Below are 23,851 nucleotides of genomic sequence, written 5' to 3'. Positions count from 1 at the left end.
ATGGCTTACGATCAATTTACTATATTAAAAAGCACGGCAGTGCCAATGCCAATCGAAAATGTGGATACCGACCAGATTATCCCTGCCCGATTCCTGAAAGCTACCGAGCGTAAAGGATTTGGTGATAATTTGTTCCGCGACTGGCGCTATGAGTCCGACAACACTCCAAAGAAAGACTTTGTATTAAATAACCCAATCTACAGTGGTAAAATATTAGTTGGCGGTAAAAACTTCGGAAGTGGAAGTAGCCGTGAACACGCTGCCTGGGCTATTTATGACTACGGATTCCGTTGCGTTGTATCCAGCTTCTTCGCGGATATCTTCAAAAACAACTCTTTAAACGTAGGGATCTTACCCGTTACAGTAAGCCCTGCTTTCCTCGATAAAATCTTCACCGCCATTGAAGCCGATCCAAAAGCTGAACTGGTAGTGGATCTTTCTGCCCAGTCTATTACAATTGCAGCTACTGGTGAAAGTGAGTCTTTCGACATCAACAGCTACAAAAAACATAACCTGATGAACGGGTATGATGATATTGATTACCTCCAGGCAATGAAAGAGGAAATCAAACAATTCGCTGACAAAAGCATCTATTAAAACAGCCAAAACTACTATGCCAACCGCGCGCCACGTTGAAATAATGGACACGACACTCCGTGATGGAGAACAAACCAGCGGAGTATCCTTTTCACCATCCGAGAAGTTAACGATTGCTCAGCTTTTACTCACAGAAGTAAAAGTAGACCGAATCGAGATTGCCTCTGCCCGTGTATCTGAAGGTGAATTTGCTGCTGTCAAGTCAATTACCAAATGGGCTAAGGCAAATGGCTATCTTAATAAAGTAGAGGTTTTAACGTTCGTTGACGGAACAGTGTCGGTTGACTGGATGCTGAAAGCAGGTGCCAAGGTTATGAACCTACTTACAAAAGGCTCGCTCAACCATCTTACTCATCAGCTTAAGAAGAAACCTGCAGAACATTTTGCAGAAGTAGCAGCAGTCATTGCACTCGCAAGAAAGAAAGGACTGGAATGCAATATTTACCTGGAAGACTGGAGCAATGGTATGCGTCACTCACAGGAATATGTTTATCAGTATCTGGATTTTCTGCAACAACAACCTGTAAAAAGAGTAATGCTCCCCGATACATTGGGTGTACTAACACCTGATGAAGTAAAGGAATATATTACAGCAATCGTTGCCCGCTACCCTACCCTGCATTTCGATTTCCATGCACATAACGATTATGACCTGGGAACCGCCAATGTACTGGAAGGAGTAAAAGCAGGTGCACACGGCATTCACCTTACTATAAATGGTATGGGTGAAAGAGCAGGAAATGCTTCTCTCGCAAGCGCTGTAGCTGTATTGAACGATTTTATGCCTGAAGTAAAAACTTCCGTGGCAGAAACATCACTTTACAGTGTAAGCAAACTGGTGGAGACTTTTTCAGGCGTGCGTATTCCGGCCAATAAACCAATTGTTGGTGAAAATGTGTTTACCCAAACAGCAGGTATACACGCTGATGGCGATAAGAAAAATAAGCTCTACTTCAGCGATCTGATGCCGGAACGCTTCGGACGCCAACGCAAATACGCCTTAGGTAAAACCAGTGGTAAAGCCAATATAGAGAACAACCTACAGCAACTGGGTATTCAACTCTCCGACCCTGACCTTAAAAAAGTAACTCAGCGAATCATTGAACTGGGCGACAGGAAAGAAGTAGTTACGCAGGCAGATCTTCCATATATCATATCCGATGTACTGGATAGTAACAGAATAGATGAAAAAGTAGTTATTGAAAACTATGTACTCACCCATTCCAAACATCTGCAACCAGCGGTGGCTCTTAAAATCTCTATCAAAGGCGAATTATTCGAAGAACATTCACAGGGCGACGGACAATATGATGCTTTCATGAATGCTTTAAAAAAGGTATACAAAAAACTGAAGCAGGAATTGCCTACCCTTGTCGATTATGCAGTTCGTATTCCACCTGGCGGTAAAAGTGATGCACTTTGCGAAACTGTTATCACCTGGCGTTTTAATAATAAGGAATTCAAAACCAGAGGGCTGGATAGCGATCAAACTGTTTCTGCTATTAAAGCCACTCAAAAAATGTTGAATCTGATCTAAATTCAATAAACCAATAGAATGGCAACCAAAAATATATTAGTTGTTCCAGGCGATGGAATCGGCCAGGAAGTTACAGCAGTGGGCAAGAAAGTATTAGATGCCATTGCAACAAAATTTGGACATACCTTCAATTACGACACCGCTTTAATTGGTCATGTTGCCATTGAAGCAACCGGAAATCCACTCCCCGACGAAACACTGCAAAAGATGAAAAAATCTGATGCTGTATTATTCGGAGCCGTGGGTCATCCTAAATATGATAATGATCCAACTGCGAAAGTAAGACCAGAACAAGGATTACTGAAGATGCGCAAAGAGCTTGGCTTATATGCCAACCTGCGTCCGATTAAATTATTTGATGAATTACTTGGAGCATCCAGCATTAAGCCCGAAATTCTGAAAGGAGCTGATATCCTGTTCTTCCGTGAACTAACTGGCGACATTTACTTTGGTGAAAAAGGTAGGAAAAATGACGGAGATACAGCCTTCGATATCGCGGAATACAGTCGCTTTGAAGTAGAGCGAATTGCCCGTAAAGCATTTGAAGCTGCCCGTACCAGAAGAAAAAAACTTTGTTCTGTAGATAAAGCCAACGTTATCGAAACCTCAAGATTGTGGAGAGAAGTTGTACAAAAGATAGCTTTAGAATATCCGGATGTTGAAGTTGAACATCAATTCGTGGATGCTACAGCTATGCTTTTAATTAAGGATCCACGTCGTTTCGACGTAGTTGTAACGGCCAACCTGTTTGGCGATATCCTTACAGATGAAGCATCACAAATTGCAGGTTCCATGGGTATGCTGGCATCAGCATCGGTTGGTGACGGTACCGGCGTATATGAGCCAATTCACGGTTCTGCACATGATATTACAGGAAAAGGAGTAGCTAATCCGTTAGCTTCTATTCTTTCTGCAGCCTTGTTATTGGATATTTCATTTGGCATGCAGGCTGAGTCCGCAGCAGTTATTAAAGCTGTTGACCAGGTATTGAAAGCAGGATATCGTACCCGTGATATCGCAGATGCACAAACACCAGCAGATAAAATACTGGGCACCGATGCTATTGGTGCAGAAGTATTGAAGCATATTTAAACTGGCTTTTGATTTTTTACCGAAAGGTGTCTCAACTAATTTGAGGCACCTTTTGTTTTGATATTATGACGCAATTACCCCTTTTTATGTCTGTTATAGCCCTCTCACAACATCTTAATCCTAAGTATGTTTGTAACATAAACCAAAAACTTATATTATGGATGCCACTGTAAGCAACTATTTCGAAAAACTACAACCCTGGCAGGTAGATGTATGCAATGAGCTACGTAAAGTTACCTTTTCTGTAATTCCTGATGTGGAGGAGCGTTTGCAATACGGGAAACCACATTATTTGAAGAATGGCCATTATGCAGCCGTGATTCATGCAGCCAAGGATAAAATCTCCTTTATGCTTTTCAATGCAAGTAGTTTACCTGATGTAAAGGGATATTTTCAATCTACCACGTCTCCGGATCGTAAAATTGCAACTATAAAAGAAAATACACAGGTGGATTACCAACAGCTGAAAAAATGGCTTAAGGAATCCAGTCACTCTTTATAATTTAAAAAACTGTTATGAGAAAGATTCTCTCCTTTATGCATGTTTCTCTCGATGGCTATGTGGCCGGCCCCAATGGAGAAATGGATTGGATAAAACTAGATGATAAATTGTTCGACTATGTAGGCGAGCGCACCAATACGGTTGATTTGGCACTGTATGGCAAAAACACTTTCGATATGATGGAATCATATTGGCCTACAGCCGCCGATAAGCCTAATGCAACCAAACATGACAAGGAGCATTCGGCCTGGTATAAAAAAGTAAATAAGCTGGTGGCATCAACCACGCTTCAGTCCAATGACCCGTTAGTTACAGTACTGGGAACGGATTTGCCTCAACGATTGAGAGAAATAAAAAATCAGGAGGGAAGTGAAATCATAATGTTTGGTAGCCCTGGATTAGTACATTCTCTATTGGAATATGAACTCATAGACGCGTTCTGGCTTTTCATTAATCCAGTATTAATTGGAAAAGGAATTCCTATGTTTGAAGGCCTAAAGCATATAACACAACTTCAACTGATAAAAACTGATATATTTCAGAAGTCTGGTGTCGTATGCTTGAATTATGAGAAGATTTAAGTAAAACTGATATGGATACAATAAAAAAAGAGGTTTCAAATTAGATTTGAAACCTCTTTTTTATATAACAATATTTATTTCTTAATATTCAGCTCATTGAGCACATTGTTGACAATCCTGTCGCACCTTATCAGGTGGAATGGGAATACCAGATCATTTTTATAGTAGTTTGATACTTTTTGTTTCAGCATCAGTTTGGCCCTGATGAGGCGAACTTTTACATTTACCTGAGAGATATTGAGGATCCCTGCTGTTTGTATCACATTCATTCCTTCTACAACCCGCAATAAGAATACAGCCCGGTACTTTTCTGGTAACTCGGTTAAAGCCTTTTCCATGGCCATGCTTAATTCTTTATTTAGCACATTGCTCACAGGAGACTCTTTAATATTGTTTGTTGCGGTATCATGATGATCGATATTCTCATTTACTATTTGTTTCTGCTTTTTTAATAGCTGATTACATTCATTGATCATAATCCTTTTCAGCCAGGTACCGAATGCAGCCTCCTGCCTAAAAGTAGATAAATGCTCCCAGGCTTTCACATAAGTTATTTGCATAACATCTTCAACATCAGCATCATTTTTAAGAAACGACATCCCAATTCTGAATAAACTGGAATTATGTCGTCTGATTAATTGCTCATAAACTGCCTGTTCTCCATTTAATACCCGATTAATAAGATCAATGTCAGTTTCGGCGGCAACGGTTAGTAGGGTGGTCATTTTTAAAATATTTGATTAACAACTGTCAAAAAAGTTACAAAAAAAGTTGATTTTTTTTGTAACCTATGTCAAATAAAATACTCCAATAGATATATAATCGTTTGAGTATGCACACAACTTATCCGGTACCGGGAGTAAAAATGACGGCATTAACCCACCAGAAGGCACAAGTGCTAAGAGATACTACCAGAGGCCAACAAATTCTTCAAACATCGCTAAGCGATTTGCCAGCGTTATTAAAAGCTATGGAACATTCATTACAGGAAGGGTTAACCATTGTTGAAAAGGAAAAGGGAATAGAAAAGAAGGAGCTGTTGGCTAGCCTGCTGGATGATCATTTGTATTGGGAGTTCGGGTATTATATTCTATTTCTCAAATGGAGAGAAAGTAACATGGCGAAGACGGGTTGCCCCGCCCCCGCCGATGTAAAAAATTAAGGCTCACTTACAAGAATATAGCTACCAGCAGGAAGCTCATATCCTTTGGCACTTTTCTTCTTTAATACTTGCCCATTCATTAATACCTTTTCAGGCATATCAATTGTGGCAGTACAATTAGGAGGAATAGTAACCTTCAATACGAGCTGTTGGCCTGTTCTATGCCAATCTGTTTTTATAGTTCCGGCAGAGGATTCATAGGACGTGTTGGCCCACGAAATCTGATCGGCCTGTAAATGAGGTGGACGTACAATAAATTTACGGTAGCCATTACCCGAAGAAGGATCTTGCCTTATTCCGGCAACGCCATTGATATACCAGGCTCCCGGATATAAATAGGAACTATGTAATAGTGAATGCCCGGGCAAATCCTTCTCCCACATTTCCCAAATTGTTGTTGCCCCATTTGCTTTCATATAACCCCAACTTGGATAAGTAGTCTGTGAAGTCATGCTATAAATCAGATCATCGCGACCTTCATCCCTTAACAATTTAAACAACAAAGCACCGCCTGTAATCCCTACATGAATATGCCCGTTGTATTTTACCAGAATATCATTTTCGAGTTGTTTCATCACTAGGGGCCTGATATTGGCAGGAGGGATTTCTGCTAACAATGCAGCAGCCAGATTGGCCATAGAACCATCTGAGTAGTTATCATCTCCCTCATTATAGAATTTATTATGGATAGCTGCAGCTGCCAATTTAGCTTTCTTCTCCCACTCCTCTGCCTTTGCTTTATTACCCAGCACTCTTGCAATTTTAGCAGCCGTCCTTAAATTATAGACTCTGTAACTGTTGTTCAAACAAAGCGTCTGCGGAGAATCATTATTCATACCTTCAGCGGTAGCATTGGGCCAAAGCCAGTCACCCAAAAAATCCCATTTACCGCCAAAACGCTGTAATAGATTATCTTTCGTTTGAGTGTCCAGGAATTCCAGCCATAAGGTGATCATTTCAAAATTCTTCTCCAAAATCCTTTTATCACCTTCCTGCTGATATACATACCAGGGTAATGAAACAACGATACCACCCCAGGAAGGCCCACCTCCTCCGGAAAATGTTGGTGCAGTATGCGGCAATATTCCCTTGTGCAGATATCTTCCACTCATAACCGCTTTGTGTGCAAATGCAGTATCATACATATTTCCAACAATAGATTCCGTTCCCTGCACATCTCTCCAGTCTTCCAACCATTTGGTATAGAATGCACCCAGGTGATAATTAAACATCCCCGTTTCACAGGTTGCATGTGCATCTCCTCCATAACCAAGCCTTTCGCGCTGCGGACAGTCTACTACATAACCACCTAATGATAAATTTTCATAGGTCCACCTTATTCTATCATACATCCAGTTTTGCAGAGAATCAGAGCATTTGAAGCTCGTAGCCGATTCATAATTGGTTCGAACCAGCCACCCTTCAATATCATCCAGAGATGGTTTATAAGACAGCCCTTTAATTGTGATCCATCTGCCTGAACTATAATTGAACCTGTTTTTGAAAGTACCTTTCCCCTCTTTACCGATTATATATGCACTATGCAGATTAAAAGTCATATCCATCTGCTCCCGCTCTGAGTATTGGAAAGTAATTTTATCACCGGGTTGACCTTTTAGTTTGATGGAAGTCCACCCGGCAAAATTAACCCCCATGTCTACACGATAACTACCATCTGCACGAGCCTCAATAGAAACAGGTTTGATGGAAGTCAACACCCGGTTTGGTTCTACCATCTGAGCCGAAAGAATAAGCTGCGGATGATAAACAGTAGCCTGCTTCCAGGATTGTTCATTGCAGCTTAAAGTATTCCAGTCGCTTATTTCTTTATTGGCATCCCATTGCTCGCCACCCAAACGGGCAAAATCCCAGGTTTCGAGGAGCATATTAGGACTTGGATGGGTTTTCCAGGTGTCATCTGTTTTAATGATCAGCGGATTGGATGCTCCTGTATAGATGTTTGCCTGCGCCATTACAATAGGGGTATTCGGTTTATCAGGTGTTATGTAAGGTCCAAAAATCGACCAGGAAGTACCCAACCATAGTCCGATTACATTTTTACCAGGCTTCAGAAATCTGGCTATATCATAGGTTACATACCTTGCTCTTTTAGCATGATCTGTAACTGCGGGAGCTAACACGTCCTCGCCTACACGATATCCATTTACATATACTTCATGATAGCCTACAGAGGCTACAAAAATATTAGCAGTTTGTGGGCTACCTGTGAGTTCAAAAGTTTTTCTGAACCAGGGATATGAAATGTTGCTGGTAGGTCCGGGACGATATACTTCATCAGATCCAATCCAGGAAGCCTTCCAATCATCCCGCTTTAGTAAACCGGTTGCCCATACAGCAATAGGGCTCCATGCAGAAACCATGTTTTTTTCGTCTTTTACACAAACTTTCCAGTAGTAGCGTTTATCAGATTCAAGCGGTTTGCCTTTATAGACAATATGCTGCATATCAGCACTATTTATCCACCCTGAAGACCAAAGGTTACCCTTATTATTCTTCAGTTCCTCTTCTGAGGAGGCAACTAAAATACAATAGGCAGTTTGCCGTTGTGCGAAAGCAGTAGTATCTGTTGCTTTAAGAGTCCAGCTAAGTCTTGGTTTCAGCTCATCGATGCCGGTAGGGTTTATCAGGTATTCACAACGGAGATGTTGCGGCAATACTGAGCTTCCGCCGGCTGCCAGTGCAAATTGGCACAATAGTAACAATAACCAGCAAATACTAAGTTTTCTCATAACGTTGGCGTTTCTATTTTCCTTTTATTTCATTGAGGGGAATTGACAACACTCTTCCCATTTGTTTACCATCTCTATAGGTTACGGCCTTCACATCAGAAGCACCAGGAGCTAGCATAATCGGGCCACCCAAATACCTGATCGCATACTGATCAGGTATAACCCCATCAAATGTATAGTAGATCTCTACATTCTTTACTTCAGTTGTAAAGGAGATTGTTGGCTTTCCTGTTTCATCTTTGGCAACATGGATCTGTGGATCGTAAATTGCCGGAGCAAAGTTTACACCTGCATTATATAAACGTACAAAATGCTTTTCTACTCTGGAAAGAAATTCAGGAGTTGAACGTACTTTTTTTGGAGACCAATAGATTTCGGACAATGCAAATGCTCTTGGCCAGGTCATATATTCGGCTCTTCCGGCCGAAGAAATAAATTCTGTCCATAAATTGCCCTGGCCACCCAGAATGTATTTTTCATCTACTTGAGCGGGAACAGGCTCATACTCGTAGGCTTTGGAAAGCGTCACATATGCTCCACCTGTATTTTCGATATGCATATCTGTTTGCATATAATCGAGATAACAAAAACTGGTTGGAGTCATCACTGCTTTATGCCCTGCTTTGGCGGCCTCAATAGCACCTTCATAACCGCGCCACGACATTACTGCAGCACCTGGAGCGAGTCCACCCTCTAATATTTCATCCCAACCAATTACTTTCTTACCATGTTTATTTACCAGCTTGGTTACTCTTTTAATAAAATAGCTTTGCAGATCTTCTTCATTTTTCAATCCTTCATCCTTCATTCTTTTCTGGCAAAGGGCACAATGTTTCCAAAAGCTTTTATCTACTTCATCGCCACCGATATGAATATATTCACCAGGGAACATGGCAGCCAGATCTCCAATTAAAGTGTCCAGTACTTCAAATGTTCTTTCTTTACCGGCACATAAAACATTCACACCAGCACCATCACTGCTTCCACTGTAGGTAGGTCTGGGCTGACTGGTGCAGGAAAGTTCGGGATAGGATGCAATAATAGCAGCGCTATGCCCAGGCATATCTACTTCAGGAACGATAGTGATATGTCTGTCTTTGGCATATTGAATAGCTTCTTTAATTTCATCTGCACTATAAAATCCTCCATCACTATTTTTTTCATCTTTAGGCGGTGCGGGGAAAGAGCCCCATCTTCCTACTCTCAATGGGCGCCAGGCCCCTACTTCAATTAATTTAGGATATGATTTGATGGCAATTCTCCATCCCGGATCATCTGTCAGGTGCCAGTGAAATACATTGTATTTATACTTAGCCATCTGATCTATATACTTCTTAACGAAACTTAGCGGAAAGAAATGTCGGCTTACATCCAGCATTAGTCCTCTCCATTCGAAACGAGGGTAATCGGTAATAGCAGTTACTGGCAGCTGATAGATTTGCTTGTTCAGTTTCAGGGCTTCCACTTCAGGTGGGAATAATTGAATCAGAGATTGAATCCCATAAAATATTCCGGCAGCGGTATTACCCTGAATGGTAACAGTTGCAGGAGTTACATTTAGTTTATAGCCTTCATCTTTAATTGTGTTATCAGGTGTTTTAAGAAGAGATAAACGTATAACCTTTCCCGTTGCAGTAGTTTTAACAGGAACCTGAAAACCTGTAACCTGGTTAAGAAAGTCTTTCAGGAAGGTAGTCTCAGCATTCAGGCCTGGATCGGCAATAATTATTAGATCTTTGGAAATAGTAAAAAAACCTCTACCAGTAGTTACTTCTACCGGTTGTGGTATCAGCGCGGGTTTTTCCTGAGCTAACAGTGGCTGTACTGACAGTAAGGAAAACACGGCTACTGTTGTTAGTTTTTTAATCATCATGGTTTGTTTAAAGTGTATGGGCATCCCGATACAAAACTGTCTCGGATGCCCATACGAAATTGATTAGAAAGTTGGTGCTAAAACTAATTACCAGCCTGGGTTTTGCCAGCTAATGCCAGTAAGTTGTTTAACTTTATCTACCTCTGTTTGATTGATTGGGTACAAAAGGAATTTATTATCAAAGCAATTCCTGTCTTCAAACTTAAATCTCTTATAGGTAAGGGTACCCGCATCATTGGTGATTTCCATGCCTGTAACAAATTTATCTGTCTGATCCAGAATTTTCCAGCGGCGAACATCGAAATAACGATGTCCTTCAAACGCCAGTTCCACTGCTCTTTCATTTCTATACTTCTTTTCAAAATTCTCTTTAGACATACCTGCAGGGAAAGCCGGCATACCAGCCCTGCTTCTTACAGCACTAATGGCATCACGGGCGCTCATAGAGAAGGTACCGATAGTTACAGCAACATCAGGTCCTACCGCCTGGTTTGCAGCTTCTGCAAAATTGAGATACAACTCTGCCAGTCGGAATAAGCGAATAGACCCATCCAGGTTCGTAGTAGAAGTAGATTTGTTACTATTGAATTTACGCATATAGTAACCGGTAGGAGTACGTTTGTTATCAGTTTGGCTGATACCTTCCTTACCACCTTTAGCAGTTTCAATTTTTGAAGCCGGAGAAGCCAGGTTTCTTACAGCTCCGTTATAATAAATGGAAGCGTAGAATCGTGGGTCTCTGTTGACATACGGGTTAGCAGGATCATAATTGGAAGCAGGATTAATGATTGGATTTAATCTTGCGCCATCGCTATACCCGGTAATAGGTGCTTCTCCGTTGATCATCTCATATTTGTCTACCATTTCCTGAGTAGGACATGAGCCGGCAGAAGCTACAGAGAGGTTGGAAGGCAAACCTGCATTCTTCCATATTTGCAACTGTCCGCCTATGTGCAAAATGGTTTCCTTATCTCTTGACCTTCTGTCGTTTGATCCGATAAGATGATATAATGCGTAGGCATTTTGTGCAATATCAGTAGCTGGCACTTCACTAAACAGTTTGTAATCGTTGGCCAGGCATTGCGACAAAGCTTCCGCAGTAATTTGCTTTGCTTGCTCCCAGCTATAGGTACCATCAGACCAAAGAGGACTGGCAGCATATAATACTGCTTCTGATTTTATAGCGTAAGCCACAGCGCGAGACATTATACCATATTGGTTTTCATAAATATCCCAGGGGAAGCCCATTCTCTGAACCGGAAATTTCAGGGCAGCATCACAATCGGCCAGAATAAGAGTAACAATCTCATTGAACTTATTCTTTTTGTCTTTCGAAAAATCATGGCCTACACTTAATACAGAATCAAGTTTTGGAACATCACCGTAACGTTTGATTAACTGTAAATAGTATAATGCTCTCAATGTATGCGCCTGTGCAATCCAGGAGTTCTTTTCATCTTCACCGGCGATAGTTCTTGAGGCACCTATATTTGCCAGGAAATTATTGACCTTACGAATTCCGGTAAATAAGTTGGTCCAGGGATCTCCATCTACCGAAATACTTCCATAATTAATAGAAGTAACGGCACCCTGATACCAGTTACGGCTATCTGTGGAACTAGCATTCGCAATATTAGCATCCTGTGCTTCATCTGTAGCCCATGTTCTTTCAAATACCGGGCTTGGGCAAAATCCATAACAAGAATTCAGATAAGCCTTAACCCTGTCGTAGTTATTGAAGATGTCAGTATTCGTCAGACGGCCATCACTTGGTAAATCGAGCTGCTTCTGACAAGCAAACAGCCCTGTAATGACACTAAATATGATGATAAATTTTTTCATGTCGGTGTAGTTAATTGATTAGAATCCTACATTTAATCCTACGTTATAAACTCTGTATACCGGAATAGAAGTGAATCCACCACCCTCTGGGCCAAAGTCTTTTGTTTTCATATGATCCCAGGTCAGTAAGTTTTGTCCGCTTACCAACAGCCGAACATTATCTGCTGTAATTTTTCTGGCTACGATAGCTGGTAATGTATAGGCAATTTCAAGTGTTTTAAGTCTTATATATGCCCTGTTATACAAAAAGAAATCGCTGGTAATCTGACTTACGGAAGATTTGGTAGACAAAGCCGGGTAGGTAATGGCTTCACCTGCGGCATATTTAGCGGCTGTCCAGGCATTGGCATGGATGGCACCAAACATGCCCTGGTTAGCAGTTTCATTGATTCCTAAACCACCGAAGGTAGTTTTATATTCTCCAACGCCCTGGAACATGAAGTTGAGGTCAAATGCTTTGTAACGAACACCTCCGGTAATACTGTAAATCTTTCTTGGCAGATCACCGGTTCCAACAGGAGCTTTGTCTTTGTCATTGATAATACCATCGCCATTCAGGTCCTGATAGATCAAATCTCCTACCCTTACTTTACCTAAACTTGTGTAGTTAAGATTTCTCTTGTTGATTTCGTCTCTTGAATTGAAAATCCCATTGCCATTGCTATAATCAACCAGGTAGGTAAATGCCTGACCAAGTGAGTAACCGGTAGACCAGTAGCGGTATGCATAACCATCTCCCTTATTTGCTTCATTCCAGCTTATCACAGTATTTTTCTGGTAACTCAGCATACCACCCAGTGAAACTGTAAGGTCTTTATTCAGACTTTTTGTATAATTAAGACCGATCTCATAACCTTTATTAGTGAAGATCCCCATATTCTGCCGCGGATAGTTTGCTAATGGAAATCCCTGGTAAGCAGGAATAGCGTTTACTGCACCTACCAGCATATTATCCATACGGTCGCTGAAGATATCGAAGGATAAAGAGAGTGCGTTGAATAAACCAATGTCAATCCCTGCATTTTTCTTCGTTGAGATTTCAGCAGAGATGAAAGGGTTACCTAAAGCGTTTTCACTGATACTACCACCTAGTGACCCGATAGGACCACCGCCACCAGATCTTATATCATCCAAATAGGCAAATCTTCCTCCTCCGATCTGATCGGTTGCTGTTTTACCCCAGGAAACACGAGGTTTTAACTGTGTGAGCCAGTTTACACTTTTCAGGAAGTTTTCGTTAGTCATTTCCCATGCTACTGCTACAGAAGGTGTAGAGGTATAACGGCTGCCTCTTGAAAATTGCTCTGAACCAGAGTATCCGAGATCGAACTTCGCAAAGTAGCGGTTCGCATAGTTATATGCCAGTTCAGCCCCTAAGTGTAGTCTGTTATAAGGGAATGAATTTGGTGTACTGTTATCAGCCTTGGTAAGGTTTTGATAAAAAATATATCCAAAAGCGCTTACATTATGCTTATCAAATGCCCTGTTGTAGTTCAACCTGGCATTATAATCGAGATGATAATACAGGGAATGGGATTTTGAGTAAGCCAGCGAAGAGTTAGTTCCTGCAGGTGAAGGTCTTGTACCATCAGGGAAGTAACGTTCATAATCCTGGTAAGCATTGAGGCTACCTACGGAATTTGTCTGATAAGCAAAAGTTCCTGAGAGGTTTAATCCCTGAGTAATCCAGCTTAGATCAACATCCAAACCTGCCTGGGATACAATATTTGTAACAGTATGTCTTGTAAACCCAGAACGATTGAGCATACCATAGGTACTGTTATTATATCCTTTAGTAACCACAACATTTCCACCAGGGTCCAGTACTTTTCCATTAGCACCTAATACTTGCTCACTCAACGGACCAAAAACATTTGGTTGTGTTTGAAACATACTGCTATAAAGTGTACTAACAGAAGCTCCATTTGGAACACGTTCTCTCTTAATATTACCTGCCAGGCTCAGATAAGCCTTGATATACTTATGCAGGTACATATCCATATTGGTTCTATAGTTTACCCATATGTTATTAGGATTTGTTTTGTATTTAGGTTGATCGGTATTGTATTGTCCACCCTGGTGCATTACGTTTAGGTTGGAATAAAATACCACTCTATCATTTCCTCCTGTTAATCCAACATTTACGCGTTGCATTAGGGCAAAGTCGCGGAAGTATCTGTCGTACCAGTCATTGTTCGGATATAATTTTGCATCGGTACCATTTTTATACCCGTCTAATTGTGTCTGGGAATAAATTGGAGCAATGCTATCGTTTGCGGCTGCTTCATTCATCAATCTTGCATAATCGTAGGAGCTATACCTGGTAGGTTTGGTGGTAACCTGCTGGAAAGACTGATCGAGGCGCACATCTGTTTTCAAAGTACCTTTCTTACCACGCTTGGTTTGGATTACGATTACACCGTTGGCGCCCTGAATACCATAGATTGCCTGGGTAGAAGCATCTTTCAGCACACTGATTGATTCTATTTCACTTGGTGAAATGTATTCAAGTGTCTGGTTAGTGTTATAGGCACTTGGAATACCATCAATAACGACTAACGGAGCATTTTTACGTTCAGAAGAGTACCCCCTGACATTAAACTGAGTGGTAGCTCTGGAAGGTTCGGAATAGGTTTCCTGGGCAGTAAGTCCGGAAAGCCGGCCTGCCAGGGTTTGACCCAAATTAGCTACAGGAGCCATTTGTAATTCTTCTCCGCTTACAGTAGAAACAGCACCGGTTACTTCTCTTCTCAATTGTTTGCTTAAACCTAATGCTACTACTTCATCGAGTTTATGAACATCCGGTTGCAGCACAATAACAGGTAGTTCACCACCTTTGACCTTAACGGCCTGGCGGAGGAAGCCTTTCTGATAAACTGTTATCTGGGAGTCATCTACGACTTCAAACTGAAACTCTCCATTTCTGTTGGTGGATGTTCCTGTTTTTCCATCCAGAGAGTTTACCACTACACCAGATAACGGTCTGTTATATTGGTCAGTAATTTTTCCTTTAACAATTGTCATTGCTTGTTGTGCAGATAGTCGGGGGCTGATAGCCGACAACAATACAAATGCACTAACAAATATTTTATGTGGAATATATTTAGCTCTCATTTTATTTATGTTAATGGTCTTTGTGAATGTTGTTACCATCCTGGATTTTGCCAGTTATCACCTGTGATTGATTTCATGCGGTTAGCTTCATCAAGCGGTACGGGGAATAAGAGGTATTTATTAGTGTAGTTCATGCGCTCAGCTTCACGAACGGTACGACGTTTATATGTAAAAGTACCGTTGCTGTTACGGGTAATTTCCATTGCAGTAACATACTTACAGGTTTTGGAAAGATCGCCTCCAGGGGAAGTCCATCTGCGCAAATCGAAATACCTGTTTTCTTCCATAGCCAATTCAATTCTGCGTTCACTTCTGACGCGAAGGATTAATTGTTCTTTAGTAAGACCAGTTGGTAAATCAGGCATATTAACACGGCGGCGGATTTCGTTTACAGCTTCAGCAGCTTCATCGAGGTGTCCGGCTTCCGCAGCAGCTTCGGCGAAGTTGAGAATTACCTCACCGAGGCGGAATAGTTTTGTATTTGCAGCAGCAACTGTAACAACACTATTACCGGCATTGGGGTGCAGGAATTTCCTTTCGAAATACCCTGTTCTGGTACTCTTCCTTGCAGAATTACCAATACCTGTTTGTGGCTCTCCGGCCCAGGTAGCAATAACTCTGGTTCTGTATCCAATACCAGCAGGATAATTTTCTATACATTCAGGAGTTTCGCTAAATGTCCACCATGCCTTTCTTTTAGATCCATTATAATAAATAGATGCGTAGAAACGTGGATCCCTATTGTCATACGGGTTTTGAGGATCATACATTGTATTATCCTTATTATAATTAGGCTGCGTATGTTTTTCGTCCAGGTATGGATTTGCCAGATCTAAAATTGGTTTACCATCCTTAGTTTCATAGGCATCTACCAGTTCCTGGGAAGGACAGGTACCTGCTTTATAACCATCCTGTGCTCCAATACCATCAATATCCCAAACATTACCCTGATTATCGCGGCTCTCCCAAATTGTTTCTTTATCTAAACTGGCACCATCATATTTCATGGTATTCGTGAAGTACTCATTATAAATGGCAGCATACTTATTATTGTCTGGTCCGAAGAATGCATCTGCAGAAGCATAAGTAGCAGTATAATTGAGGTTGCGATACAGTTCATAACCCATGGCTCTAAGGTTAGCCAGAGAGATTTTATTAGTATTGTATGCTTCTTCCCAATAATTTTTTCCTTCATTGAACAGAGGGCTTGCAGCAAAAAGAATCATTTTAGATTTAAGTGCTTCAGCTACTGCTTTGGTTAATCTGTAATTTTCGCCATTGTTAATTCTAGTTGGGAGAAATTTTTCATTTAAAGCAGCATCACAATCCTCAATAATGAATTTTACAACGTTATAATAACTCTCTTTCTTAAGTTTAGAGAAGTCATCTGTAAACTTATACAGTGATTTAGAAATTGGGAGTACTGGTCCAAACCACTTTAACAATTCAGAGTAGTAATAGGCTCTCAGCAGGTGAGCTTCTCCCTTCCAGCGGCTTCTCACTTCAGGATCTAATGGTGCACTGGCAGTATCTATACCTGTCAGAAAGAGCGTACAATTACGGATTGATGTCCAGTATTTTGCCCAGTAATCGCCATTTCTGGCATCTGCAGAACCATCGATAGGGTAAAACTTTTCAGCAGATGCCTTTCCGTTATACAAAGTGCCGGCAGATAAACCAGATTCTGCTTCCGCATCTGTATCCCATGCTTCATCACACCAAACAACCGGGCCACGACTCCAGAAAAAATACCTGCATCCTTTAGTAGGAATTTCGGTATAACAAGTATTAAGTAAAGCTTTCAGCTTACTGGTATCTGTAAAAATATCTCCCAAAGTAATCTTTCCATCAGGCGCTGTATCCAATGCTTTCTTACAGGCCGCCACATAGAAAAAAGAAAGAATAAAGAAATAGATATATAATTTTTTCATAACCGATAGAAGTTAATAAGATCAGAAAGTAGTACTCAGCCCGATGTTATACGTTTTGGTAATGGTATAAGCCAGCGGACTTGAATTTTCCGGATCAAGGTGCGTTGTATGCAGGTTGCTCCACAGGAAAGGATTCTGAGCACCAATGTATACACGGATAGCTTTCATCCTCATAGGTTTCAACCAATTTGCCGGCAGATTATAAGCCAGTTCCAATGTTCTTAATCTCAGGTATGATCTGTCCTGAATGAAGAAATCGTTAGCATTTTGATTAGGGTTTGAATTTATATGTAATGCGGGGTAGGTAATCTTCTCTCCAGCAGCATATCTTTCAGGCGTCCATGCAGTTTTGTGATAATCATAGTAGCTTCCCTCCTTAGTATTTTCATAAACTCCCTGGTCACCATACTGAGAAGAAAAACGGCCAACACCCTGGAAGAAGATGGTAAGTTCCCAGCCTTTAAATCCAAGATTCAAATTTGCACCATACACAGTTCCTGGAATATTCGAGTATTTAACAGGTGCCACATCTTTTGCATCTATCACACCATCGCCGTTTAAGTCAATATATTTAAAATCACCTAAACCCGGCTTTCCAAATGAATAAGTTGTATGTGCCAAATATTCATCCAATTCTTTTTGTGTATTAAAGTAACCATTACCGTTACTATAATCTATCTTATATCCAAAATTTTGATTCAATCTAAACCCTGTTGCTCTATATCGATAGGCATAATCATCGCTTCTCATTGCCTCATCTCTATTCCTTACAATACTATTATTACGGGAATAGTTACCAGTCAGGCGTACATATAAATCTTTGGTTAGATTTTTACGATAAGTAACCTCTAATTCATAACCCTGATTATCTACTACACCCATATTTACTTTTGGAATATAGCCTAACGGTACTCCCTGAATAACCGGCACCATACCACGAGTGATAAGGATATCCTTACGATTCTCGAAGAAGTAGTCGAAAGTGACGGTTAGGTTTTTGAACAGTTCAAAATCAACACCATAGTTTTGTTTCACAGCCGTTTCCCAGGTAATATTTTCATTTCCAAGCAACTTTTGATTTACTGTTCCTGCTATACTTCCGGAGAGAGGTCCGCCACCAGTAGAGGTAGTAATATCAGATTGGTATAAGAATCTGGTATCTGATATTTTATCGCTACCCACTTTTCCATATGAGGCTCTTAACTTCAGTAAGGATAGAATATCATTACCTTTCAGGAAATTTTCATTGGAGATCACATAAGCACCTGAAACGGCCGGAAAGAAACCATAACGTTTTTTAGGGGCGAATTGCTCGGAGCCGTTATATCCCATATCGAATTCCGCGAAATAGCGGTTATCATAGTTATATTGTGCACGACCGGCCATTCCAATTACATTAAATGGTATTACACCATCGGAAGCCTCCCAGAAATCTCTCTGCCCCAGGAACATACCTCCAACACTGTGTTTACCAAATGTTCTGTTATAATTAATGCTGGCCTGCATATTGATATTGTACCGGGAATCTACAGCTTTGCCTATAGACAATCTGTCGTCGCTTGCTTTCTTAGTACCATAGGTCAATTCATCCTTATCATAATTGACGTAAGCCAGGTATAATGGTTCATACTTGCTACCTTGCATTGCTGAAGTAGATTTAGCATCATAAGAGATCATTCCCTTAATAGTTAAACCTTTTGTTATCAGCTTACTTAGATCCCACTCTACACCTAAAGTACTATTGAGGTTAGATCTTAACTCATTTCTGAACCCTTGTCTGTTTATCACCTCAAAAGCGCTTCGATCGAGATAATCGGGATATACCTGAGCATTCTCAGGAGCACCATATCCAGGCAGGGTAAGCGGACCAGGAGTGAAAGGTCTGATAGTTCTCGCCTGGTACATAATATCATTGATCATCCAATCAGTAGATGAACCCGGATAAGTATTTGAAGAAGGCATATTTACCTTTTCAATATAGCTGGCGATATTAAGGATTGCCTTTAAACTGTTGGTTAATTTGTAATCGAGGTTAGCGCGGAAGTTGAAGCGATCCATTTTCACAGAAGGGTCATATCCCAACTGAGATTTTGGTTCGGTCTTTAAATTACCACCCTGATGTATATAGGCAAAATTTGCAAAAAAAGTCGCTTTATCCGTACCCCCTGTTAAGTTCAGATTAGCACGGGTTTGAGGAGAATATTTTGAAATGTATTCGCGGAAATAGTCATGATCCGGATAGATGTATTCACGCAATTGTTTTTTCTTCTCATAGTCCGGATCATTAGGATCTAATCCGGCTAATGGATTGCGGAATTTTTCCATTACTTTTTCGGTATAGGGACTAACCAGTTTATCATTGGCAGCAGCACGGTTATACATCTCCATGTATTCTAAGGAGTGAATTCTTCCCGGTTCAGTAGTAAAGGAATTCATGCTCTGATCGAGGCTGAAGCTCAATTCAGTTTTTCCCGGAGAACCTCTTCTGGTGGTGATGAGGATAACACCATTAGCACCACGTACTCCGAATACGGCAGTGGCGGAGGCATCTTTCAAAATAGAAATAGATTCAACTTCATTAGCATCCAGTGTGCGCAAATTATCACGAGGTACTCCATCTATCAGAATAAGTGGGTCTTTACCGTTAACGGTACTGGCACCTCTGAGATACAGAGTAGCATCATCACGTCCCGGCTGGCCACTGGCCATAACAGCCGATAAACCAGGTAGTCGACCTGCTAATGCACCAGTTAAACTGGCGGAGGAACTTTGACGAAGATCCTTGCCACTAACACTAGCCACAGCACCTGTAACAGCTACTTTTTTCTGTTGGCCATAAGCAAGCACTACTACTTCGTTCAGTTTTTGATCGGTAGACGATAATCTGATCAATAAACTAGTTTTATTGTTGATGGCAACAGTTTGTTTGCCGTAACCAATAAAACTAAAAATTAATACACCATTTGGATCTGCCTCGATAGTAAATTTACCATCGGGCTTCGTTTGTGTGGCAACTTTAGTGCCCTGTACCTGAATTGATACTCCGGGGATAGGACTAGAACCTGCCGAGTCTAGAACCGTACCGGAAACTTTAATTTTGTTCTGGGCCAGGGATGGTAGTGAGCCGCATATCCCCAGGAGGATAAAGCATAGCATCACCCAACTACGATGTTTGTTTTTTTCCATATCGTGGTCTTTTAAGACTTCTGCTGACGCAAATTTTGGTATGATAAAATTGGTTAAAGAATGACTAGCTACTCTTGGTATAGATAATTGAAACGGCCCGCCGGTGCTACATCTCCATTGACAAGAAAATCAATGATATCATTCTGTTGCATATTATCTGACCATTTAAATTCGAAGTTGAGGCCCTTACCTGCTGCATCCAGGTATGTTCGTGGAATCCGTAACTCTAATTGGTTTCCTTTATATTTAAAATCGATCTCTGCTACTTTATTCCAGTTCCAGCCATTGATACTACGTTCCATAATGGCTTTTCCAGTTGGCGAAACTCTGTTAATTACCAGGTCGTATCCTTCCCATCCGGTACTTTTCTCTCTGTCTACATCAATGAATAAACGCATCCAACCCTGGTCGGTAGAAGGGGTAAGCGGTTCAGCTGTTTCTAAATAGAAATAAACATAGTCCTTATCTCTTGCGGTTCTTGCAGCTACAATATCATTTCTACCGGTGGTATTGGTATAATGCGTTCCAGGAAATCCGTCTGCATCTCTATGCAACGTGCTGCCTTTATGTGCCTTGAATAGCGGCAATACATTTTGCCAATCATCAAAAGCTCCATCTATGCTGATAGTTTTTGGTGCTGATGCTTTTTCCGGTGCCGGCATACCTTTGAAACGACGAATGTTGGCTACTAATTGGTAATAGTAATTATCGTTATGTCCACCTTTCATTGGTTCAATATCACGACTGTTTTCAGTATCAAATTCATCTGGAAATGCATTTGGTTGTCCGCACCATACATCATATCTGCCAGCAATCCATTCATTCCATCCGGTTACAAAAACGAGTTCCACGTTTTGCTTTAATGCATAATCCCATTGCTCCTGAAAATTCAGGCCATATTGATAAGCATCCGGACGTCTGTCGTGCCCCCATTTATTTGTATAGCTTCTTCCAAAAGCTCCTCTTGCATTCATTGGATTGAGTCCATTTGCTTTTGTCCAGTTTTGAGAAACGCCAACAGTCATTTGTTCAAAGCTGCCATCGGGGTTCTTTGCAAATCCGTGTTGTGGGAATATTTCAAGCCAGCCCCAATGATCATTTCTCATTGGGCCTTTATTGTAAACAGGTTGGCCTGGGCGGAAGGTGAAGAAATTTCTGATTTCAGGATCATCTATATTATCAGGATATGCCATTATTAATGGTTTACCTTTCCACATAAACCAAAGATCCTTGTACTTACCTGGTTTATACAAATCATTATACACCTGATTAATGGCACTCTTAGAATCTTTTGAAGCACCGAAAGCCATCATGAATGCAATCTGTGGGGTTTTAATACCGTTGCTACGAGCTTCAGAAAATACTTCACATAATTTCTGATAGGCCGACTTCCATACTAAATCACCGTTTGTGCAATCGAACATAATCATGTCAACTCCTGCATCCGCAAGCATTTCCGCATGTTTCCACACTACCCATTTATCCATGTTCGTATAGAATCCGAAAAGAGGTTCGTTCCAAAAGTTCATTATTCCTTTTGGCCATGCCGGATTATTGAAATCATATAATGCCTCGGGATGTTTTTCCAGAAAAGCAGTTGTGTTATGAGGTCGCAGATTTTTGCTTTGTTCGTAAAGCCAGGTCCAATAAAACATTCCAACGAATTTGTTCTGTTTCACTTTTCCTACTTCTTCAAATGTTGGGAGTTTTCTTCCTATTGCATCTGTGGCCGGTAAACTGGCACTGTAGTTGGTTGGCGGTTGCTGAGCTTTAGCTGATGTAATTATCAAAAGCATGATTACACAGTTATTACAAATTCTCCGCATCACATTTTTATTCATAGTGGAATTTTCTGGTTGTTTACTCCAGTCTCTAAAGTCTGTTCACTGTATTGGTGATTAAGCACAATTCAATATTAGAGATATAATTCAGCGTCGGCAACCTGCCCTATCATGTACTATCCTGTCCTATCATGCACCGTCCTGCACTATCATGTGCCGTCCTGCACTATCCTGTTTTAGGGCATGAAATGAGAGAATATTTCAGCAAAAAAGTTGTAGAAAAATGAAATAGAATATTTTAGAAGCAGTGTGAGTTATGGTGAGTTAATTAACCAACGAAATACAGACTATCGACAAACGAACTGAATTTGTGGACGAACAAACTTCATATACCCGAAAAGGTTACAAACACTTGTAAAGCTGAAGTGTATCGACAATGCTTTTTTTCTAAAATCGAAGCATCTACTTTTACACCAGAATAATAACGGTACTGAACATCGATTAACCCCCTGTTGTTTGAATGTATTACTACAATAACCCCAAAGGAGTTGAATAATATTTGAGACTAGAAATGTAAAAAGCGCCTGTATAAGTATACAGACGCTTTTACATTTAATATATTAGTTCACCTATTTCTTTTCAAGCTGCTCTTGCAACGTTGCTACCTTGACATTTAAGATAGATAAATCTTTATTAAGCTTAATAATATGTAAGGTCAGTTCTTCAATTTTTTGCAACAAAATTTTATTCATTTCACCTACATCTACTCCCTCCCTTTTTACTTCCGCTTCTGAGGGAACATCAGGTAAATGTTTGTTTGACTTGATAAATTCTTCAGTTTCCGGTAAAGAAAGTAATTTGTAATTTTCATGAAATACATAATCCGACCAGGTACCTTGTTGTATTTTAACTTTTCTTGCCCCCAGAGAACCATCAACAACCAACTTATAATTAGATACAGGTCTGCCTCCAATTGCTACATTGCCGCTGGTTCCATCGGCCACCATATAGTAATCAGCAGCACCAGTACCATCGGTATTCCCGGAGAAGAAATAAAAGCTGGATTCTTTTGTTCCCATTCCGAAGGTTTTTGTAGTGCCGGGAAACTCGATGGCCCCATCATACGATAATCTAATTGCTTTATTCCAGTTGTTTGTAGTCCATACCGGACCATTTCCGATTTCCAGTTTCGCCAGGTTTCTACTGTAAGTACCAAGACTCAGATCCCCCATTATTCCAATCGGGTCTGTAGGTTTAAATTCTACCACATCTGTTACAGTATTATCTCTTACCAATTGCAATGCTGCATTGGTAGCATATCCTGTAAAAGAAAAATAGAATAAGGTTGCTTGTCTTGAAATCTGAACAGCTAAATATTTCTTACTATTATAGACTAATGTTACTAACCTGGAGATCTCATTATAAGTAAGCAATGATCCACTGGTAGAGTTATAGGCACTTGCAGTATTGACCTGTAGAGTAAGTTTACGATTGTAAGCACCGGCTCCCCCCCTGATACCAGTTATTAATCCCATTACAAAATGTTCGGTAGTAAGATTGATGCCATCATATATTTCATGGAGCAGAATATAGTCGAGTCCATCTCCGTCTCTGGTATACCCGGGAATTCCACGATTGACATAGTAACTTCTGGTATTATCAACTATATGCAATCTACTGCCAGGACTAATAGTACCGATTCCGACATAACCGGTATCCTTAACAAAGTTTGTTTGTGAATTGCCGGCAGCAGCAAATAATAAAAGTATGAATAAGGTTAGAATAGACTTCATGATATAGGTTTGTGCGATTAATAATTGGGTACAAAAAATTCAGATTCGGGTACAAATAAAAAAGGTATTTTAAAGTAATTAATTTACTTTAAAATACCTTTTTTAAATAG

15 protein-coding genes are annotated in these 23,851 nt (G+C 40.6%); 6 read left to right on the top strand and 9 right to left on the bottom strand.

All coding sequences use genetic code 11. From position 1 onward, the window contains the following. The 5 genes from leuD to DVR12_RS24270 all read left to right on the top strand — a co-directional run bounded on the left by leuD (position 1) and on the right by DVR12_RS24270 (position 4,309). A complete protein-coding gene (leuD, locus tag DVR12_RS24290) occupies positions 1 to 597 on the top strand; it encodes a 3-isopropylmalate dehydratase small subunit (RefSeq protein ID WP_116978405.1) in 597 nt (198 codons plus the stop codon). A gap of 43 nt (positions 598 to 640) precedes the next feature. Next, the gene (locus DVR12_RS24285; protein ID WP_199417195.1) at positions 641 to 2,134 is read left to right on the top strand and encodes an alpha-isopropylmalate synthase regulatory domain-containing protein; all 1,494 of its coding nucleotides are present in this window, start codon (positions 641 to 643) and stop codon (positions 2,132 to 2,134) included. Between the two features lie 18 nt (positions 2,135 to 2,152). After that, positions 2,153 to 3,226 (top strand): 3-isopropylmalate dehydrogenase, encoded by a 1,074-nt coding sequence (leuB, locus tag DVR12_RS24280; RefSeq protein ID WP_116978403.1) that lies wholly within the window; start codon positions 2,153 to 2,155, stop codon positions 3,224 to 3,226. Between the two features lie 157 nt (positions 3,227 to 3,383). After that, positions 3,384 to 3,728 carry a DUF1801 domain-containing protein gene (locus DVR12_RS24275; protein ID WP_116978402.1) on the top strand — a complete coding sequence of 115 codons (345 nt, stop codon included), beginning with the start codon at positions 3,384 to 3,386 and terminating at the stop codon, positions 3,726 to 3,728. 14 nt (positions 3,729 to 3,742) lie between these two features. Then, entirely contained in the window at positions 3,743 to 4,309 is a 567-nt protein-coding gene (locus DVR12_RS24270) for a dihydrofolate reductase family protein (protein WP_116978401.1), read from the top strand. 74 nt (positions 4,310 to 4,383) lie between these two features. On the opposite strand, the gene DVR12_RS24265 is transcribed toward DVR12_RS24270, so the two are convergent. Next, a complete protein-coding gene (locus tag DVR12_RS24265; protein WP_116978400.1) occupies positions 4,384 to 5,034 on the bottom strand; it encodes a sigma-70 family RNA polymerase sigma factor in 651 nt (216 codons plus the stop codon). A 107-nt stretch (positions 5,035 to 5,141) separates the two neighbouring features. On the opposite strand from DVR12_RS24265, the gene DVR12_RS24260 reads away from it, so the two are divergent. Further along, on the top strand, positions 5,142 to 5,471 hold the full coding sequence (locus DVR12_RS24260; protein WP_116978399.1) for a hypothetical protein: 330 nt from the start codon (positions 5,142 to 5,144) through the stop codon (positions 5,469 to 5,471). On the opposite strand, the gene DVR12_RS24255 is transcribed toward DVR12_RS24260, so the two are convergent. From DVR12_RS24255 to DVR12_RS24220, 8 genes are all read right to left on the bottom strand, one after another. Beyond that, complete coding sequence (locus tag DVR12_RS24255; protein WP_116978398.1) at positions 5,468 to 8,221, bottom strand: family 78 glycoside hydrolase catalytic domain; 2,754 nt, start codon at positions 8,219 to 8,221, stop codon at positions 5,468 to 5,470. The two genes, DVR12_RS24260 and DVR12_RS24255, sit on opposite strands and share 4 nt — an antisense overlap. 13 nt (positions 8,222 to 8,234) lie before the next feature. Further along, on the bottom strand, positions 8,235 to 10,091 hold the full coding sequence (locus DVR12_RS24250; RefSeq protein ID WP_116978397.1) for a beta-N-acetylhexosaminidase: 1,857 nt from the start codon (positions 10,089 to 10,091) through the stop codon (positions 8,235 to 8,237). Positions 10,092 to 10,181: 90 nt separating this feature from the next. Beyond that, positions 10,182 to 11,936 carry a RagB/SusD family nutrient uptake outer membrane protein gene (locus DVR12_RS24245; RefSeq protein ID WP_116978396.1) on the bottom strand — a complete coding sequence of 585 codons (1,755 nt, stop codon included), beginning with the start codon at positions 11,934 to 11,936 and terminating at the stop codon, positions 10,182 to 10,184. Positions 11,937 to 11,954: 18 nt separating this feature from the next. Then, a complete protein-coding gene (locus DVR12_RS24240; RefSeq protein WP_158563363.1) occupies positions 11,955 to 15,050 on the bottom strand; it encodes a SusC/RagA family TonB-linked outer membrane protein in 3,096 nt (1,031 codons plus the stop codon). A gap of 32 nt (positions 15,051 to 15,082) precedes the next feature. Then, the gene (locus DVR12_RS24235) at positions 15,083 to 16,981 is read right to left on the bottom strand and encodes a RagB/SusD family nutrient uptake outer membrane protein (RefSeq protein ID WP_116978394.1); all 1,899 of its coding nucleotides are present in this window, start codon (positions 16,979 to 16,981) and stop codon (positions 15,083 to 15,085) included. A 21-nt stretch (positions 16,982 to 17,002) separates the two neighbouring features. Beyond that, entirely contained in the window at positions 17,003 to 20,167 is a 3,165-nt protein-coding gene (locus DVR12_RS24230) for a SusC/RagA family TonB-linked outer membrane protein (RefSeq protein WP_116978393.1), read from the bottom strand. A 68-nt stretch (positions 20,168 to 20,235) separates the two neighbouring features. Next, on the bottom strand, positions 20,236 to 21,963 hold the full coding sequence (locus DVR12_RS24225; RefSeq protein WP_199417194.1) for a hypothetical protein: 1,728 nt from the start codon (positions 21,961 to 21,963) through the stop codon (positions 20,236 to 20,238). A 614-nt stretch (positions 21,964 to 22,577) separates the two neighbouring features. Beyond that, a complete protein-coding gene (locus DVR12_RS24220) occupies positions 22,578 to 23,741 on the bottom strand; it encodes a hypothetical protein (protein WP_116978392.1) in 1,164 nt (387 codons plus the stop codon). Between the last annotated feature and the right edge of the window lie 110 nt (positions 23,742 to 23,851).

It is taken from the genome of Chitinophaga silvatica (genome assembly GCF_003419895.1).
GTDB classification, from domain to species: Bacteria; Bacteroidota; Bacteroidia; order Chitinophagales; family Chitinophagaceae; genus Chitinophaga; species Chitinophaga silvatica.
The sequence above is the reverse complement of the archived record's forward strand: the minus strand, read 5'-3'. Positions and strand labels throughout refer to the sequence as shown.